Origin of the sequence: Bifidobacterium animalis subsp. animalis ATCC 25527 (assembly GCF_000260715.1) — a bacterium.
Taxonomy (GTDB): domain Bacteria; phylum Actinomycetota; class Actinomycetes; order Actinomycetales; family Bifidobacteriaceae; genus Bifidobacterium; species Bifidobacterium animalis.
On the sequence record NC_017834.1, the window covers coordinates 816,915 to 831,686 of the forward strand.

8 protein-coding genes and 1 riboswitch are annotated in these 14,772 nt (G+C 60.5%); of the genes, 4 read left to right on the forward strand and 4 right to left on the reverse strand.

Going from position 1 to position 14,772, the window contains the following annotated elements:
* Nucleotides 1-198: 198 nt before the first annotated feature.
* Both BANAN_RS03450 and BANAN_RS03455 read right to left on the reverse strand, forming a co-directional pair.
* Nucleotides 199-2,496: an energy-coupling factor transporter ATPase gene (locus BANAN_RS03450; protein WP_014697552.1), complete on the reverse strand. Its 2,298-nt coding sequence runs from the start codon at nucleotides 2,494-2,496 to the stop codon at nucleotides 199-201.
* Nucleotides 2,493-3,089, reverse strand: a complete 597-nt coding sequence (locus tag BANAN_RS03455; protein WP_041776980.1) for an ECF transporter S component — start codon at nucleotides 3,087-3,089, stop codon at nucleotides 2,493-2,495. The genes BANAN_RS03450 and BANAN_RS03455 overlap by 4 nt, the downstream gene beginning before the upstream one ends.
* A gap of 3 nt (nucleotides 3,090-3,092) precedes the next feature.
* Nucleotides 3,093-3,235, reverse strand: a riboswitch (FMN riboswitch).
* 283 nt (nucleotides 3,236-3,518) lie between these two features.
* Between BANAN_RS03455 and ppgK the strand changes: the two genes are divergently transcribed.
* Nucleotides 3,519-4,289, forward strand: coding sequence for a polyphosphate--glucose phosphotransferase (gene ppgK, locus BANAN_RS03460; RefSeq protein ID WP_014697554.1), 771 nt, complete (start codon nucleotides 3,519-3,521; stop codon nucleotides 4,287-4,289).
* 105 nt (nucleotides 4,290-4,394) lie between these two features.
* Nucleotides 4,395-5,558: a pyridoxal phosphate-dependent aminotransferase gene (locus BANAN_RS03465; protein WP_041776981.1), complete on the forward strand. Its 1,164-nt coding sequence runs from the start codon at nucleotides 4,395-4,397 to the stop codon at nucleotides 5,556-5,558.
* Here BANAN_RS03465 and BANAN_RS03470 read toward each other — a convergent pair.
* Together BANAN_RS03470 and BANAN_RS03475 are read right to left on the reverse strand one after the other, a co-directional pair.
* Nucleotides 5,537-6,352, reverse strand: a complete 816-nt coding sequence (locus BANAN_RS03470; protein ID WP_014697556.1) for an ATP-binding cassette domain-containing protein — start codon at nucleotides 6,350-6,352, stop codon at nucleotides 5,537-5,539. The genes BANAN_RS03465 and BANAN_RS03470 overlap by 22 nt on opposite strands.
* Before the next feature lie 69 nt (nucleotides 6,353-6,421).
* Complete coding sequence (locus BANAN_RS03475; RefSeq protein WP_014697557.1) at nucleotides 6,422-8,638, reverse strand: hypothetical protein; 2,217 nt, start codon at nucleotides 8,636-8,638, stop codon at nucleotides 6,422-6,424.
* A gap of 82 nt (nucleotides 8,639-8,720) precedes the next feature.
* Between BANAN_RS03475 and BANAN_RS03480 the strand changes: the two genes are divergently transcribed.
* Together BANAN_RS03480 and ligA are read left to right on the forward strand one after the other, a co-directional pair.
* Entirely contained in the window at nucleotides 8,721-12,050 is a 3,330-nt protein-coding gene (locus BANAN_RS03480; RefSeq protein ID WP_014697558.1) for a hypothetical protein, read from the forward strand.
* Nucleotides 12,051-12,163: 113 nt separating this feature from the next.
* The gene (ligA, locus tag BANAN_RS03485; protein ID WP_014697559.1) at nucleotides 12,164-14,755 is read left to right on the forward strand and encodes an NAD-dependent DNA ligase LigA; all 2,592 of its coding nucleotides are present in this window, start codon (nucleotides 12,164-12,166) and stop codon (nucleotides 14,753-14,755) included.
* The last annotated feature ends 17 nt before the right edge of the window (nucleotides 14,756-14,772 follow it).

Consider the following 14,772-nt stretch of genomic DNA (forward strand, 5'->3'; position numbering starts at 1 on the left):
CATGTGCGTCGCCTACGGCATTGGGTCCTTGTGGGACGAACCGTGCGTCATACATTCGACGTGGGTGGAACGGCGCTCAATGCCATTCGCGTCAACCTCATTCGTCGGCGCCGCCGTGCGCGGTGATTGTGTCATCGTACATGACGGGTGTCGTTGTGAATATTTTGCATGAGTATTCGCTTTGAGCGCAACTGCAATTCATATTGTGAACACATTCATGGCGATTATGGCCGCCAACGTCGCCACGGTGAACGCTATGAGCACGATGTCACGGCCACGTATGCGCATGACATGCCAGATGGAGCGGGGACGCCCCTCTTCAAAGGAGCGAGCCTGCAGAGCCAACGACAGGTTGTTGGCATGGCGTATGGCGCCGGCGAACACCGGTATGATGGTCGCGCACATTGCGTTGACCCGTTGTGGCAGGGATCCCGATTCTATGGAACCGCCACGAATCGCCTGCGCATCTCGAATGGAGAGTGCCTCTTGGGTCAACGTGGGCACGAACCGCAGGGCCAATGACAGTACTAGTGCCGTCTCCTGCGTATGCCAATGCAGCCGACGCAGCGGTGAGAGCAACGAAGAGAACGCCGCCGTCAGACGGGTGGGGGTCGTGGTCTCAAGCAACAGGGCACCCAATATCAGCACGATGGCAAAGCGCACCGTGTAGATGATGGCGACGGACACGCCGCCGGTCGTGATCGGCAGCGGACCGATTCTTACCAGCACATCACCGGTATGAACGACACCGATGTTGAGGGCACCCATGACCGTGAATAGGGCGAGGAAGCCACGCACCGAATGCAATAGTCCGGTGAAGCCGACACGACTGGCGGCCCAGAGAGCGGCCGTCAGCAGCACACCCACGGCCAACTGGGCCCAGGTGTTCATGGCGAAGGCCGCACACATCACCGTGAGGAGGCATACGATCTTCACGCGTGGGTCGAGGCCGGACACCCAGGAGTAACCCGTGTCGGTGGGGGAGAGTGCCTCACGCTGGATCTCACCGCCGCTATCTGCGTGATCCAGTGCCTGTTGATCATTGCCGAACAGGATAACCTGATCGGCCAAACGGTCCACCTGATCGGGGTCATGGCAAATGAGGATGATGGTGACCCCCCTGTCGCGAAGGGTCTGCATCAGATGCTCGATGCGTCTGCTCGCCGAGGTATCGAGCCCTGCACATGGTTCATCCAACACCAGCACTGACGGATCGCAGGCGATGATTCCGGCGATGGCGACCAGCCTCTGCTGGCCGCCTGACAGTTCGAACGGATTCCTGTCGTGCAGGTCAGACACGCCGGCGAGCTCCAAAGCCCAATCGACGCGTTCACGCACCTGTGCCGCATCCAAACCCTGGTTGGTTGGACCGAACGCCACATCGTCGGCCACCGTTCCGGCGAATAGCTGGCGTTCGGGGTGCTGCATCACAAATCCGAGCACTCGACGCAAGCGTCTGCGCTCGCGTCGTCTCGCTCGCGTCACCTCGATGCCCTCCACCACGATTCGGCCGTCGCGCGGTTTGTCGAGCGCACACAGCAGGCGTGCGAATGTGGTCTTCCCGGATCCGTTCGGGCCCATGATGGCCGTCAGGCATCCTCGTGGAATCCGTAGATTCATATGGTTAAGCACGTCCGCCGATTCCCGCTCGTAGCGGAACGACACGTTATCGAACTCCACGGCGGTTAGGGCGGCCCCAATTATGGCGGCATGCTCGGTGTTGACATGTCGGGCCAACGCGTCGAGCTGGGCGAACGTGGTCACACTGGGGCAATGTTGGTCGTATTGCGGCGTGTGCCGTGCGCAATCCTCACTGGTGATCCTGCCGTGCTCGATATGCACGATGCGATCGGCATGCCGCAGTTCCTCGGGCAGGTGCGAGACGATCAGCAAGGTCGTTCCCGATGCCTGGATGCGGTCGAGCAACGCCAGCACCTCGGCGCGCGCCTGCGGGTCGAGCATGGCGGTGGGTTCATCGAGCACAAGCAGACGGCTGCGCATGGCGAGCATACCGGCGATGGCGATGCGTTGTTGCTCACCGCCGCTCATATGCGTGGGGTCGGCCCCCCATGCCGCGAGCATATCGACGCAGGCAAGTGAATCATGCACCCTCGCTCCGATCATATCGGAGGGCACATCGAGGTTCTCCGGGCCGAATGCCACATCGTCGGCGGTCACCGTTGTGACGATCTGATCCTCGGGATTCTGGAATACCGCGCCGATGCCACGCCGTGCACATGCATACGCATCGGCGTCGGCACCACCTTCGTCGGTGAACACCGTGTGCCCCATGAGCGTCACGGAACCCGTGTCGGGCGCGCTGAGTCCGGCCATCACACGTAACAATGTGGATTTCCCCGACCCGTTCGCACCGACGATGCACACGCGCTCGCCGGCACGAATGCCAAGGTTCACATCGTCGAGTGCCCATGTCGCGCCGCCGTCATAGGAGAATCCGACATGCCGAAGTTCGATCTGGAATCCCGTGTCGCTCATCGGGTGAGCAGCTTGCAGACTGGGCGGTAGCACAGGAAGCTCACGACGCCGTTGATTACGAATTTGAGCAGATTGAACGGCAGCAGAATCGGCACGATCATCGAGGCGACTTGCTGCATGCTCATATGCGCGTAGAGCGGGGTGATGAACAGATTGCCCACGATGGCCGCCACGAGTGCAACAGCGGCGCCGAAGAGAATGCCGGTGAGCGCACCTGCGCGTGTGGGGCGCTTGCGGTAGATGAAGGCGACCGGCAGCGAATATCCGAGCGCCACGAGAATCGCCATCACTGCGCCCAGCGGGTTGACGAACAGATGAGGCACGAACCCGAGCACGCTGACGATGACCGCACCCGAGGGGCCGAATGCGAAGCCTGCGAGAATGCAGACGATGCCCGATGGGTCGTATTTGAGCCAAGGTGCGGCGGGCATCAACGGGATCTCGATGAAACTGACCGCCATGGCGAGCGCGACGAACAGCGCATACATGGCGATGCGCTGCGTGGACCAACGTCCACGGTCTGCCGTCCCAGTGGAGTGACTGCTGGAGACTTGGTTGGTTGAAGTCGAATCTGGGTGTGAAAAAACACTCATGTGAGCTCATTTCTTTCATCCGGACTGTAACCGTTGGCCCTGGACTCGCACCAGATCCACCGCTTGCGCGGGTTGCGGGCTCCGCATGCGGGCAGGGCCCGTTGCGCTACCGCCAGTAAGGAGTTTCACCTTCCCTGAAATTGCACTACCCATGTATAGTCCACCGCACGGATTTGCCGAACCGTTATCCACAATATGGGCGATATCGGATGGGGCGCGGCCCGTATCGGCCGCCTATTTGTTAATGCGATGTATTAATAATGAATCGCCGGAACGGCAAACGATTGCTTTCCGATGCCTACCAATTGTGTACCGTATAAGGAAAATCAAGCTATCCAGCGTTTTCATGTCCGACAAATACGCCACAATATGGGGTATGGGGCATGCAACGAGTGCACGCCTCGGATTCGAACGGCAAGGGAGATTGCAATGATTGACACTGCACAAGCATTCGGCGTTGACATCGGTGGCTCGGGCATCAAGGCCGCCCCGGTGAATCTGGAGAAGGGCGAATTCGCCGAACCCCGCCTGAAGATCCTCACCCCCGAGCACTCCACTCCCAAGGCCGTGGGAGATATCGTGCGCCAGCAGCTCGAGCATTTCGAAGTGCCCGAGGACGTGCCGGTGGGCATTGCGTTCCCGGCTCCGATCAAGCCGGGCAAGAAGCTCGACTTCATGGCGAACCTCGATCAGTCGTGGATTGGTGTGGACGTGACCGAGGTGTTCTCGGAGGCATGCGGTCGCCCGGTCACCGTGGTCAACGACGCGGACGCGGCCGGTCTGGCGGAACAGGCGTTCGGTGCGGCGGCAGGCCAGGAGGGGCTTGTCATCGCCACCACCCTCGGCACCGGTATCGGCACCGCTCTGATCTACGATGGCGTGCTCATCCCCAACACCGAGCTCGGCCACATCCAACTGCCGAAGGGCAAGGGCGATGCGGAGAAGTATGCGGCATCTTCGGTCCGTGAAAAGCTCGACATGGGCTATAAGAAGTGGGCCAAGCGCCTCACCAAGTACTACGGTCTCATGGAGCTGTACTTCAGCCCCGAGTTGTTCGTGGTCGGCGGTGGTGTGAGCCGCGTCTCCGAGAAGTTCCTGCCGTACATCGACATCAAAACCCCGATCGTCGCCGCCAAGCTGCATAACGAGGCGGGCATCGTGGGTGCCGCCTACTACGCCAGCCAGCAGTCGGCCAAGTAAGTAGGTCGCATTACATTCATGCAAGGTTGGAGGCGCCATGGGATCCCATGGCGCCTCCAATCGTATTCGCCCTGATATGGACGACGATGGGAGTAGTATTATGTCGTGCGTTTTTCCAGCAGAATCGATGTGAGCCAGCCGAATCCAATCGCCGCGTGCGAAGCAGAGGCCAAGGCTCGTGGGGTGGACCTCGACAAACTCAATGACTCGAATCCCACGGCGCACGGCCTCGCGCCGCAATTGCTCCCGCAGGTGTATCGGGCACAGCCACGTGGCCAGATGGAGGCACGGCGTCGCCTTGCCGAGGCAATAGGATGCCCGGATCCGGAGCGACTGTATTTGCTCAGTTCCACATCGCAGGCCTATGCATGGCTCATGATGTTGCTATGCAATCCGGGGGAGACGGTGCTCGCGCCGAAACCGGGATACCCGCTCATCGAGTCGATCGCACGTCTCTGCGGCGCGAAGACGGTGGAATACCAATTGCAATTCGACGGTTCCTGGTACATGGACATCCCGGCATTGCGGGCCATGCTGGAGCGCGACAGGCAAGAGGCGCGACACATCCGTGCGCTTATTGTGATCAATCCGAACAATCCGACCGGCCAATACGTCAAAGCCGGCGAACGGGAGCATCTCATCGAACTGTGCCGCGAGTTCGACATCGCACTCATTGCGGACGAGGTGTTCTTCGACTATGCGCTGGAGCCATTCGAGGGCAACAGAAGATTCGCTGGCGAGCGCGGTGCGCTCACGTTCGCGCTCGACGGTTTCTCGAAGCGTCTCGCCGCGCCGCACGCCAAGGTGGGTTGGATCGAGATCAGCGGTCCCGACGACGATGTTCGGGAGGCGATGCGCCGGCTCGACGTGATCGCCGATGACTTCCTGCCGATGAGCGAACTCATTGCCGAACGCATGGATGACATGATCGCTAAACTCGACAGTCAACATAACCGCGTGCAGGAGCGCATCACACGGAATCTGGAATCGTTGCACCGGCTGCTCGATGCGGACGATCTCGGTGTGGTGAGCGTGCTCCGCGCCGAAGGAGGATGGAACGTGCTGCTGCGCTTCCCTTCATTCATCGACGAGAACGAGCTGGTGACGACGATGATTCGCGACAATGCCACGTCCGGCCAGCCCGGCTACTTCTTCGACATGGAAGCCAATGGGTATTTGGCGATATCACTGCTGCCGGAACCGGACCGGTTCGACGCGCATGTGCGTCTGGTGCTCAGTGCCGTGCGTCACTGTGTCGAGGAGATCTGACGGTATTTGCTGCGGATGAGCTGTGCATAGTACGCCGATGCACTCGCCGGCTCGCCGTCGAATGCAATCTCACCCTCGTCCATCACAACGACACGCGTGATGTTGAATTCGTCATTGCGGATGAGATCGACATTATGCGTGGCGAAGACAACCGGCTTGCCGCAGGTGAACAAACGGCGCGCGACATGCCGCGAACTGATCTCATCAAGCCCGCGCATGGGCTCGTCTGCAAGCAGCACACCCGGATTGGCGGCATATGCGCGGGCGATGGCGAATAGGTGCAACTGCTCGCCATCGAGTTCGTCGAGCGGGGTGCGCATGTTCGCGTCCAATGAGAACTTCGCGAGTGCGTCACCGGCGATCGCCAGACGCTGTACGGTGGTGAGCCGGTATTTCCTGAGCAGTTCATCGATGGATTGCTCGATGCTCACATTGTGCCGCAATCGGTACAGATCCGCCTCACGTTGCACGGTGCCCACAATGCGCTGAATCTGCGCCCTGCCGCCATGCGACGCATCGTAGCTCCTGCCATCGGCCTCGACGACGATCTTCCCGGAACTCGGCGTGAGCGTGCCGTTCATGAGGTCGATGAGCGTGGATTTACCAGCTCCGTTGAGTCCTATGATCGCCGTGTTGCCGTTTGAACATGACAGATCGAGTGAGATGTCGCGCACGCCGTACGTCTGAGCATCGTATGCGTATGTGGCATGGTCGAAGCCAAACCGAACCTTCTGCGGCGGTGTTACGGGTCTGGTCGTTTTGAACAGCGATGTGAGCAATCCCATGCCGAACATTGTAGTCTGCAAATATGTGCATGGTGGCCTACACGCAGAACGAACAGCGGAGGGCGACTGCATGCCGCCTCACGGCAGCAACGTGAACCATGAACGCACGTCGGCGAATCTCGAGGGCATGATGTTGATCATGGCGTCATCACGACCGATGACGAACATGGAGGCCAATGCGAGCATGATGGCATACACCAGCACGATGACGAAGACCACACGCCAGATGGGGCGCCGTTCCACAAGCCATGCCATCACCGCCAACGCGCACAGCATGACGAGCCAGGAGAAATCCGCCAAATACCGCCACGCGAACCCACCCACATAGGCATCGAACACGAGCAGCACCATGGCCAGGGCGAGCATGGAGGTCAGCGTGGCATACAGTCTGCCGAGCGGGCGTCTCATGAACGGGACGGCGAAGGCCAACAGGGCGAGCGGCATCAGCACGAACAGGCCGGCGGGCGTCGTCTCGGTGAAGAACCAGGTGGGCGTCGGTGCAGCCGTGAGCTCAAGCCATGGGAAGTCATTGCCAAAGGTGAGCGGCAGAAACAGGTAATAGCACAATGCGCGTGGCATCTGCGAGAGCGGCGTGTGGAAGTCGGTCATGTTCGCCACAGTGATCTGGTAGGCATTGCCGAAATCGGTGAGCGAGCCGAAGCGCATGGCGTTATAGGCAATCACCGGAATCACGATGAGCATGGCAGGTATGATGAGCGCGCACAGGAAACGCAACGCCTGAATGCGCATGGCACGTTCCCTCCATGTGGATGCGCTGAACACCGCGCGCACCTGCGGGAAGAACAGGGCAATGGCAAGCAATGCCGTCAATGCGAAGGTGGGGCGACAGCCGACGGTAGCGGCGATGCACAGCGCGCCGAATGCCACATGCCGAAGGCTCAGTGAGGGGGAGTCATCCGCGGAATCGGAACACCCCAGCGTGCATGTGCGTTTTCGCGTGACGGGGGCGCCGAGCCAAAGCCACATTCCCAGGAAGGTCAGGCACAGGCCGGAGGCGAAGGGAATCGAATAGAAATTCGTGCGATGCCAGAAATACAGCAGGTTCGAACCGAGCACGAATGCAAGGCAGGAGAGCGCGCAGGTGGCCACGCTCACCTGCACCGGCATGCGTTTGAGCAGGCGAATTACCAGCAGGCAGCCGAAGATCGCTGCACCGAGCATGAGCAGCATGTCGGCGCTCGCATTCGGCAACATGAGACCGCCGGGAACGAACAGCGAGGTGATGGCACGGTAGGGCAGGAAGAGCAGCAGCGCAGGAAGCACACCGAAATAGGAATACCAATGGCCATCGTGATATGCGTAATCCCAGTAGATGTGCGTCACGCCCTGCTCGAGCAGATGGTCGCGCGCAGCCGTGTCATAGGGGTTATGCAATTGGGCGAACTGTTCCGGCACGGGAAGATCGAGCCACGCATGGCCGTTCATGAGAGCTTGTGCGACATGGTCGTATTGGTCGTAGTCGTAGGAGTATCGGCCCGGGGTATGGTATGCCATCGGTGCGGCCCCGGCGATCTGCCAGTAGATCTGGACAGCCGTATAGCCGGCGAGCGCCAGCGCCCCAATGGTGAATGCGCCACGTTGCAATCGCGAACCGGTGTCGAGTGGCATGAGCCACAGGCGGCTTCTGGGTGAGAATGCGATAAGCAAGGCGGCAAACGCGGCCATGAGCAGCACCTGCGCCCAGTTCCAGCTGAACGGTACGCGTGCGTTGGCGTCAAGGCCCACGATCGGAATGAGGGAATCGGTTGCCTCCTCGATCCACAGGCGCACCGTGTGGTCACCGTTAGACTGCGCATGCCGGGTTTCGGAATCCTGGTAGGGCAGGTAGGTGGAGCGCGGGGCATCGACGGCAACGGTCTGCATGCGACCTCCGTCAAGCCGCACATGCACAAGCTCGCGGTAGAGCTCGTCGCGTTGGGCCTGGGTCATGGTCGTTCTGGCGCGGGCAATGTCATTCGGCGAGGTCATGAGCACCTGCGCGTAGGGTGATGAGCCATTCGAAGACACGTCAACATATGCCTTGGTTGCATCGGTGACCCGCAGCAGACCGGTGCCATGCAATGCGAGGCCTGGGCCGAGTGCCACCAGCGGATTGGCGGCGCCGTTCGCCCCCTGCTCGATCAACGATTGCGAGGCATTGGCAGGACGCGCGGAGTGTGAGCGCAGGCATGCGAAATTGAATACGAGGCATTCCACGAGCACAATGACGAGCGCGGCGACGAGCGCGGCGATGAGCGGATGGGTCCGGCGTGCAGGTGTGTTCACATGCGTCATTCTAACGGCATGCGAGTAACTGCCGTGACGTTGTGCGGGTAATCGGCAGACACATTGCGCCTTGGCGTGTAGATTGGAACACATGACAGGCACGAATTCGAACACTTCCGACCCGCGGCCACGCAAGCCGGCGCGATGGCTGAGGAACCTGGGTGTCAATGCGGCCAGATATGCGCGTCAGGTGGAGTCGACGGCGCAAAGCATGTTCGCAGGCGCGCTGCCCATGCATAACATGTTCACGCCGACTCCGACGAATCCGCTGCTTGGCGTCAAAATGCCGTCGGCGGAGACGATCGTGCTCAATCCGCTGATGCGCCGCCGGTCGTTCTCGGTGGACGGGACAGGACTGCCGTTCGATCGCGTCGGTTGGGTGCAGATGCCCGGCCTGCGCAGATTCGCCCTCGGCTATTTCACTTCCCATGGCCGTTTTGGCACGCTGGCGATGGCCGATGACACAGGCGCCGTGTATATGACCGGCGACCTGTATGCGAACCTCGATGTGCGCGAACCGGATCTGGAGCTTGACGTCACCGATTCGCTCGTGACCGATGATGATTCCCGATTCGGCGGGACGAAACCGGCGCACATCGCCACCGTGGAGGGTTCGGCACGAGCACTTGTCGGCGATATTCAGGGTCGTGACGGCAACGGACGCATGGCCTGGCTCGCTCGTTTCCTCAAATCGGCGAACCGGTATACGATTGAAAACGCCCGTGCCGAATTGCCTGCACGCCTGCGCACGGATCTCGAATACCGAGATCTCATGGCTGTGTGCTTCTTCCACCTCTATCTTGCGGTGTCGGTCAATGGCGGTCTGCAGGGATATGGCGCCGGCAACATCATTTCGAATTTCCGTCGATTCTCACCGCTCGCAGCCATTCGCACCAGCGTGGCGCAGACGGACACGGCACGTGCGCATCGCATGCGGGTGAGTGGTCTCGAGGAGTATTTCGCCGACACGATGAGACGCATAGGCGTCATGGGCGACCTGTCCGAATTGGAGGCAGACCATGGCAGGGAGCCGCTGTATATGATCGAATCGTCCGTCTCCCATGCGCGTTTCCTCGTATGGGAGAAGCGCATGCCATATGATGCGATGCTCACGAGCCTCAAGCTCGAAGGGGCGGTCAACCGGTTCCTGCTGATCGACAAGTGGCTCGATTACAATGCCGCCCACAGCGAACAGCCGATCGAAGACACCGTGACGTTCAAACAGGTCGCCCGCATCGACCGCCGTCTATTGCGCAATCCATCGCTGTCCGCCTTGCCGCCGACCCATCCGGTGCATATTCTCGATGACCCCGAATGTTTCCGCGTAGACGATTACCTGCATTTCGGCAGAGGTATGTCGCTGTCTGCGTCGCTCGACGCCTCACAGGCCGGCATTGCCGTTGACGTCCGGCATCTCGCCGGCAGCGAATGGATATACCGGCATGCCCTTGCAAATGCAGTCAATGCCCTATGGCTGCCCTTCAGATTCGACACGGATTTCCGTTCGAACCTGCAGCAAGGTGAGGTGTCCTTCGCCTTCACCTCGGCGAGTCGCACACTTATGCCCGACGAGCTCATCAACATGCGATCCGGCGCCATGACCGAACTTGATGAGGCCGAGCGTTCGCGGATCAGTGCGGAATACAATCTGCAGATCGGACTCATTTTCGCCTCCCTCGCATTCGGTGCCAGCGAGCAGGTCAGATGCGTCTCACTGCGCATGGATTCCCTCGGATTGGAGGAGGCCGTATACGAGCGTGACAACGCCATCAAGACGCTCATGGACAACGCGATGACGCAAATCTCCGATCTGACGAATCTTGAGGATTTCACCGCGCACGCCGGTCAGGGAAGATTCGGCGAACGCGGGAGCGCCCTGTTCTCCGACCCGGAAGAAACCTCGGGAGTCGGCGACGATGAGCATGATGGGGTTCAGACGCAGGACATGCAGGCCGATACCGACTTCGACCGCGAATTGCGCGACCTGCTCGAGCACGACGGATCCACATCGTCCGATGAGACGACGATGCATCATGCCGAATCGGAGGACGACACAGTGCAATCCCTCCTGAACGTGGACGAGGAATTCGACCGCTTGCGCAACAGCAATCCCTCCATAAAGCACCTGCTCACCGTCACATTCACGCGTGATGAATTCATCGACTACATGCACGCCAACAGCTGTGCCGACCCGTTCGCCGTATATGACGCGTTCGGTGCGCAATACGATTACGATGGCACCGAAGGATTCCGACCGGTCGAACCAGGCTTCAGCATGGACGAGACACGCTTCACCGGTGACGCCGCCTACACGATTCCGGAACGACGCGACAGGCCTCTCGATGCAACAGTGGCGCGATCACTGGGCGCACACAATGTACGCGACCTGTCGATCTCGCGAGAGGAACTGTTCCGGGGCACCTTAGAACTCATTGCGGACACCGCAAAGAACGACAACCTACGTGCCGACCGGAAGGCCACCTATGCAATGAATCTGATCGAGGAATGCGGCGACCCCGAACTGCGCGGGCATGCCACCGAGATCACCACCGCAATCATCGACGGCACCCCCATACCGCAGATCACCAGCACCGTGGAGAGAGCACTCGCCGACGCACGGCGTAAATCACAGGAGATGGTGTTCTCCGGTGATGAGGAGGGGGCAATCGTGAACATGGAACGCGTGATCGGCGAACTCGACGAGATGTTCGAATCGGACGGCGTGGTGCCGCACTACTTCACCTCCTACACCGACCGGGTGGTGTACAACCGGCTGTTCGCCATGCCGGACGAGCGCATCGCCCTCGTGCCCGATGCGCTGTTCCAAGCTCATCTCGACATGGGCGAAGTACTGTTCCGCTATGACAGGGGCGAGGAGGCGATGACCCATCTCAATACGTTGGTGCGATATGCGCCCGCCACCGCCGGCGTACACATCCAACAGGCCATACGACTATGCGCGTCGGAGGATTGGAACTCGGTGCGCGCCGCCGCATTGAACGCACTGCGCGTGGCCTGCGACCCGGTGGATGCCGCCAACGCATACTACTACTTCGCCTGCGCCAGCTGGATGAAAGGCGACACCGCCGTCGCAGTGGCGGCCGGCAACCTCGCCACGTCGCTCACCCAGAACCTCGCACCCGCGCAACGTGCCGAGCTCGAACGATTCCGCAACCTCGCCATGGCACAGGGCGAACAGATCGCACAGACCGGTGTCCAGGCCGTCGGCGTCCTGATGCGACATGACGTGCCGGTGTGGCCGCAGGTGGAATGCGCGCAGATTATTCGCGACGCTGCCTTCACCGCCACCAACGAGAAGATCTTCCCCGTGGCACAGGCACTCAACGTGAGCTGGTATGCGCTGCAGGGAGGTAATCTGGGTCCAGGAGGCATGCAGTTCCTGCGCTCGCTGAATGCGTAGGACGACGGCATAGGACGCGTCCGGCACCCTCGCTGGTGCGTGTATGCGTAGGATTGACCAATGGGCCATGACCGTGGCGTTTCGGATTGGGTAGGATTTGGAGGAATCCGGTTATGGAAGATGCATTGATTGCAGACGAGCAGCTCGACAGGTATCCGATCGGTTCGGATCCGTGGATTGACTCATTGCGTGACATCGACAGTGATGCGATGGAACTTGATGACCTCGACGTGTCGAAGCTCAATGTGGAGCAGGCGGTGCGCCTGTGGTCGCGTCTGAGTGCCTGGGTGGAGGGCGATCAGGTGGCCTATTACGTCAAGGACGCCCCGCTTTCCTCCGATGCAGCGTACGATGCGCGCATGAATTGCCTCAAACGGCTGGAGTCGGAGTTTCCTCAGCTTGACACGCCTCAGTCACCGACCCATCGGGTGGGTGGCACCTTCTCGAACGACTTCACGGCGGTACGGCACCCCTCCCAGATGATGAGCCTCGATGATGTATTCTCCTTCGAGGAACTGCGTGCTTGGTACGATGGTGTGCGCAAGGACCTCGAATGGCCGGAGGACAAGCCGCTGCCCATGACCTGTGAGGTGAAGATAGACGGTCTGGCCCTGAACCTCATCTACCGCAACGGAGTTCTGACGCAGGGACTCACTCGCGGCGACGGGGTCACCGGCGAGGACATCACGATGAACGTGCGTACGATACACTCCATCCCCGCCAATCTGGAGGGTCCGGAAGGCGATATTCCCGATATGGTGGAGATTCGCGGCGAGGTGTTCATGCGGTGGGATGATTTCCTCAAACTCAACGAGGCGAACGAAGACGCGGGCAGACCTCCGTTTGCCAATCCACGCAATGCAGCCGCGGGATCGCTACGCCAGAAGGATCCGCGCATCACCGCACAGAGGCACCTGAGTTTCTATGCACATGGCATCGGCGAACTGATATGGGGGCCGGGCAAACCGGTGGATGTGGCCGACGAGGTGCGGAATCAGTCGGATGCCTACACGATGTACCGCAAATGGGGGGTGCCGACTTCGCCCCATAATCGCGAGGTCACCGACTTCGACCAGATCCTCGACATGATCGAATACTACGGCGAGCACCGGGGTGACATCGAGCATGCGCTCGACGGCATTGTGGTCAAAGTGGACGACCTGGCATTGCAACGCAGGCTGGGCAGCACCTCACGCGCACCACGTTGGGCCATCGCTTACAAATACCCGCCCGAGGAGGTCAATACGAAGCTCCTCAATATTGTGGTGCAGGTCGGGCGCACCGGCAGGGTCACACCGGTGGCCATACTGAACCCGGTGTATGTGGCTGGGTCCACGGTGTCACGCACCACGCTGCATAATGCATACGAGGTCAAACGCAAAGGCATTCTCATAGGCGACACCGTGGTGGTGCGCAAGGCTGGCGATGTGATCCCCGAACTGGTCGGCCCAGTAATCGCCAAACGTGAAGGGCATGAACAGGACCTACGCGAGTTCGTCATGCCCACGCGATGCCCATCCTGCGACACCGTGTTGCGGTATGAGAAGGAGGGGGACAAGGACCTGCGATGCCCGAATTCAGAAAGCTGCCCGGCCCAGCTTGCCGAACGTGTGATCAATCTGGCGGCCCGCAAGGCATTCGACATCGAGCATCTGGGTGACCAAAGCGCGGTGGCGCTGACGAACCCCGAAGACAACAGGCCGGACTCGGTGGAAGCCTACGCCCCGGGTGTGCGCGAGATCGTGGTGGAGCCAGGCGAGGAGCCGGCGCCGTATCTGGCTCCGAGCGGGCTGGAACTTCCGCCCATCCAGGAGCCCGTACTCACCAGTGAAGCGAATCTGTTCGACCTCGAAGCAAGCGACCTCCGGGATGTCTATGTGTGGCGTGAAGCGCAGATCATCGAAGTGCGCAGGCACGTGGATTCGCATGGCAAGGAGAGGAAGGTGCGCCATCGTCTCGGTGGTTCCGGCCTGTGGCATAGGGAGCCGGCTTTCTGGTCCGGCGTCAAGGATGCCCCGCTGAAGAAGGACGCGAATCGCAAGACGGTGAGAGACGCCGAAGGCAACCCCGAATACGAGGTCAAACCGGATGCCGTGATCGTGGGCCATGGCAGGAATGGGCGGCCGCGCATCGAGGAACCCACCGAGAACACCAGGAAGATGCTCGATGAGATTGAGAAGGCCAAGCACACCGATCTGAGCCGCGTCCTTGTAGCACTCTCCATTCGCCATGTGGGCCCACCGACCGCATTCACGCTGGCCAAGCATTTCAAGACACTCGATGCGTTGGCCGACGCCAGTGCCGAGGAACTCGAACAGATCGACGGCATAGGAGCGGAGATCGCCGATTCCATTGCGACATTCTTCGCGGAGGCTCGCATGCCGGGCAATTGGCGCGGTCGTGTGCTACAGGCGTGGAAAGCCGCCGGGGTGGGCATGAGCACGTATGACGAAGGGCTTCCTCAGACCTTGGAGGGCAAGAGTGTGGTGGTCACCGGCACCCTTGAGCATTTCTCCCGCGAATCGGCCAAGGAGGCCATCGAACGCCGTGGCGGCAAGGCCTCCGGATCGGTGAGCAGGAAGACGGATTGGGTGGTCGTCGGAGCCAATCCCGGCTCAAAGGCCACGAAGGCCGAGGAATTGGGCATTCCGATCATCGACGAGCAACAGTTCGACACTTTGCTCGCCACCGGCGACGTGCAATGATTCGACATCCGGATAAG

Bases quoted from the DNA above. Each gene is read 5' to 3' on its own strand.
- BANAN_RS03450 (WP_014697552.1), bottom strand. From the start codon at position 2,496: ATGAGCGACACGGGATTCCAGATCGAACTTCGGCATGTCGGATTCTCC.
- BANAN_RS03455 (WP_041776980.1), bottom strand. From the start codon at position 3,089: ATGAGTGTTTTTTCACACCCAGATTCGACTTCAACCAACCAAGTCTCC.
- ppgK (WP_014697554.1), top strand. From the start codon at position 3,519: ATGATTGACACTGCACAAGCATTCGGCGTTGACATCGGTGGCTCGGGC.
- BANAN_RS03470 (WP_014697556.1), bottom strand. From the start codon at position 6,352: ATGTTCGGCATGGGATTGCTCACATCGCTGTTCAAAACGACCAGACCC.
- BANAN_RS03475 (WP_014697557.1), bottom strand. From the start codon at position 8,638: ATGACGCATGTGAACACACCTGCACGCCGGACCCATCCGCTCATCGCC.
- BANAN_RS03480 (WP_014697558.1), top strand. From the start codon at position 8,721: ATGACAGGCACGAATTCGAACACTTCCGACCCGCGGCCACGCAAGCCG.
- ligA (WP_014697559.1), top strand. From the start codon at position 12,164: ATGGAAGATGCATTGATTGCAGACGAGCAGCTCGACAGGTATCCGATC.